Source organism: Fulvivirga aurantia, from assembly GCF_009711475.1.
GTDB lineage: Bacteria > Bacteroidota > Bacteroidia > Cytophagales > Cyclobacteriaceae > Fulvivirga > Fulvivirga aurantia.
The window spans coordinates 1-4,221 of the sequence record NZ_SMMD01000574.1; the positions used below are offsets into that span (position 1 = coordinate 1).

Sequence of the window (4,221 nt, forward strand, 5' to 3'; positions counted from 1 at the left end):
TTGCTCAGCATGCACCCAATGCCCTGCATTACTGATCGTCTCGACAGAAGCATTAGGGAAATGTTGTGTGATTAAAATTATATCTTCATCACCAATGTAATCTGATTTTTCTCCTCGTATAAACAAGACATCCTTTTCTATAGCCAGGCGCTCTTCCATACCTTCACCTATAATTTCAATATTTTCAGTAATGGCTTTCAGGTTTATTTTCCATTCGAAACCACCGTTTTTACTTCTTGCTAAATTTTTAAGCAGAAATTGTCTGGTGCCCAGGTCTTTTACATACTCAGCGAGCTTTTTATCAGCATCACCACGCGATTTTATATTATCCACATCAATTGCTGCGAGTCCTTCTACTATAATATCGTGGTGTACCGGATATGCTCTTGGCGAAATATCTACCACGATAAGCTTATCCCATTTATCACCATGATTAAGCGCAAACTTCATGGCTGTTTTACCACCCATGGAGTGACCTATAATCGAAGGGTTTTCAATATTATGCTCATCTATAAATCTATTTAGATCATCTGCCATAGCTGTATAATTAAAATTATCGCTATGTGGAGATTGACCATGGTTACGCTGATCTACCAAATAGATTTTATAATGATCTGCTAGCTCCTTGGCAATAGTTTGCCAATTATCAAGTGAGCCGAATAATCCGTGAAGTATGATAAGAGGCTTGCCCTCTCCTATGGTTTTAAAATTTAACTGCATGCTTCAAATTTAAAGTAGTCTGTTTATTTCAACAGTACAATCGAGCTTAAGTTTGACTGCATATTTACTTCATGGGTTCTGTGAGTATGGCCAGACATGTCACAATTCCTTCAAAAAAATTGCCCAATCTAATGTTTTCATTAGGGCTATGCTGATTGTTATCTCTATTGACTGTGGGTACAGTCACAGCAGGGACCCCCAATGTAGTTACAAAAGGAGCAATTGGAATTGAACCTCCAGAAGTTCTTAATTTGATCGGATCAACAATGAAGGCTCGTTGCAATGCTTTCTCAAGAAAAACTCCTATTTCAGAATTAAATGATGTACGAAAAGCAGCGTATGAATGCTGATATTCAAACGAGATTAATTTACTATGTTCAGTCCTTTCTTTATCAGTAGGCTGCCCTTCTACAAAATGATAACCCTGATTTTTAATATGTTCTTTCACTAAGTTGACCAATCTCACTCCGTCAGTTTCTTTTACCAGTCTTATATCAATTTCAGCCACAGCTTCGCTGGGTATAATAGTGCGCACTTCATCACCCACCCAACCAGATGAAAGGCCTCTGATGTTAAGAGATGGATATTGGATGGCTTCTTGTAATGAAACGGCTACACTATCAGGTGATGCAATACCAATTTGTTGCATTATTTCATCTTCATCATCAGGCACTCTTCTCAGTACATTTTTCACAGAATCTGCCAGTGTAATACCTTCGTAAAACCCAGAAATGGTAGTTCTTCCATATGCATCCTTCATAGAAGACAGCAATTGACTTAGTCTGAGTGCAGGATTTGGTACGTAATTGCCGTAATGCCCACTGTGTTGCGGGTATTTTGGCCCAAATACTTTGAGGGTGATGGTAGAAATACCACGCGCACCAAAGGTCAAAGTAGGTTTATTATTGGGATGCCTCGGACCGTCCAAAATTACAAGCATATCGGCCGCAAGCAATGCACGATTATCTTCAACTGCTTCGGGCAAATGGGGTGAGCCTAATTCCTCTTCAAAATCCATAATGATTTTAAGGTTGTAGTCTGGCTGCCATCTATAGTTATTCATCACATCCATAGCCGCCAAAAACATAGCTACCGGACCCTTGGCATCAGATGCAGATCGTGCATATATACGCCAATCAGGATCATAATTCTCATCAAGCGTCTGCCAGGATAGCGTGTCACTCAATTCATCACCTGAGAATTTTAGCACTGGAGTATAAGGACTTGGTTGATTCCATTTCGAACTATCGACCGGTTGGCCGTCAATCTGCAGATAAATCAAGAGTGTAGGCTTGTTTTTACGTTTGGCCTGCCTCTCTGCTAATAATAACGGAGCTCCTTTAGTATCTATACGTTGAGTTTCAAATCCCCTTTGCTGAAATTCGTCTTCACACCAGAGCATATTAGCTTCTACATGTTCCGGAAAAAGGCCATTATTAGGAATACTCAAAAACCCTTTAAAATTTTCTAATGCCGAAGGAAATACCTCCTCCGTTAGCTTTAATAGTTTGTCTCTTTTTGGTTGACTGTAAGCAACAGTGGTCAACATTAGTGTGATTACGAGGGTCGTTGCATAAGACCTTGCCTTCTTAGTCTTTCTTTTCATATGATTCCTGGTTTTAAACTGTCACAGCAGATTATACCTATCAATCTTTAGCAACATGTCCTGTAAGCGCAAGCATTGTTGGTATATTTGAGTGGCTTAAGCCATTACTGACGCTCAATATAATAATAATCAGTATTTAGGCTCGCTGCATTTACATAAAAAGAAGCAATGTCGGATAGGGAAAACATATTTACAGCCAGGGCAGCTCAGTTTAAAATAGAAGCTGATGCACTGAATAAACAATCTAATGTATACAGTACAACGAGGATAGTTCTTTTCATAATAGCGATCGTGCTGATCGTATATTTTGCCAACATTAGGTATGGCTTAGGCATCGGAATTGTCGCACTTCTATTTCCGGTCATATTTGGCTCTGTTGTAAACCGCCACAATAGAGTTACTAAAAAGTTATTGCGATGTAGAAATCTCACCAAAATCAATGAAGAAGAGATCTTAAGATTAAAAGGAGATCTCAAGTCATTTGATAGCGGAAATGAATTTCTAATAGAAAAGCATGCATACGCAAAAGATATTGATGTTTTTGGCAGAAACTCGCTCTACCAATTGCTCAACAGAGCCAATACACCTTCCGGAAAACAAACATTGGCCAATTGGCTCAATGCAAAATCAACTCGAGAAGAAATAGCAGGAAGACAAAAGGCCGTTGTTGAGTTAAAAGAGCAATTAGACTGGAGGCAAGAATTTCAATCTGCCGGAATGACTGACAATAGCAATGTAGAAACTTTTGAATCAGTAATTAAATGGATAAACGAACCCAATAAAATACAGCATAATCAAACCACTAAATGGTTGGCCTACATGCTTCCGTTGGGCATGCTCACACTTATCGCTTTTAATATATTCACCGATTTAAGCATCTATTTTACGGTCGGTTTGGCAGTAATCAATGGAGCCATACTTAAACGTTATGCAGATTATGTTTCTGATATTACAGAAAGCACTGATAAAGGCATTCAAACCTTAAAAGCTTATGGAGACTTAATCTCTATAATCGAAAAGTCAAGCTTTAAAACACAGTACCTTAAAGAACAAAAACACGTGTTTAGTCATGATAGCTTTAGTGCTTCTCGCTCTATTTTAGAGTTGCAAAGAATACTTGAGTTTCTCCATGGCAGAGGCAATATGTTTTACCTCTTTTTCAATGTAATTCTTCTTTTTGATATCCATTTACTTAGACGTGCTGAAAAATGGAAGCAGCAAAAGCATGAGGATGTAAGTCTTTGGTTTGACAAAATTGGCTGTTTTGAAGCCTTAAATAGTTTAAGCGGCTTGGCCTATGCAAAAACGGACTTTAACATGCCCGATATTGTAGAAAAAGAATATACGTTGGAGGCTGTCGATTTGGGGCATCCTTTGATTTCAGCCAAAGAGCGAATTAATAATGACTTTAGCATGCAAGGCCAAGGTAGCATAGCGCTCATCACGGGTTCAAACATGTCGGGAAAGAGTACTTTTTTAAGAACTATCGGAGTAAATATGACGCTGGCATATGCCGGGGCCCCTGTGTGTGCCCAAAAGATGTCTTTATCAATAATGCAGCTTTTCACAAGCATGCGTACAGAAGATAATCTCGAAGAACATATCAGCTCATTTTATGCCGAATTGCAGCGTATAAAACAGTTACTTCACCTGGTAGAAAAAGGTGAGCCGGTTTTATATATGCTTGATGAAATACTCAAAGGGACCAACTCAGAAGACAGACATGCCGGAGCAGAAGCTTTGATCAGACAGCTATCTCATGAAAATGCCATGGGTTTTGTCTCTACGCATGATTTAGCCCTTGGAAAACTATCTGATGAACTAAAAAACACTACAAATTATAGTTTTAATAGCGAAATAAAAGATGACAAGATTGTCTTTAAATACAGATTAGA

At 38.6% G+C, this 4,221-nt stretch carries 3 protein-coding genes; 1 reads left to right on the forward strand and 2 read right to left on the reverse strand.

Translation table 11 applies throughout. The features are described 5' to 3' along the window. Together E1176_RS04900 and E1176_RS04905 are read right to left on the reverse strand one after the other, a co-directional pair. The coding region (locus E1176_RS04900) for an alpha/beta fold hydrolase (protein WP_155209451.1) at positions 1–720 on the reverse strand (720 nt) is incomplete at its 3' end. Positions 721–784: 64 nt separating this feature from the next. After that, complete coding sequence (locus E1176_RS04905) at positions 785–2,326, reverse strand: M20/M25/M40 family metallo-hydrolase (protein WP_246205942.1); 1,542 nt, start codon at positions 2,324–2,326, stop codon at positions 785–787. Positions 2,327–2,494: 168 nt separating this feature from the next. On the opposite strand from E1176_RS04905, the gene E1176_RS04910 reads away from it, so the two are divergent. Beyond that, the coding region (locus tag E1176_RS04910; RefSeq protein ID WP_155209452.1) for a MutS-related protein at positions 2,495–4,221 on the forward strand (1,727 nt) is incomplete at its 3' end.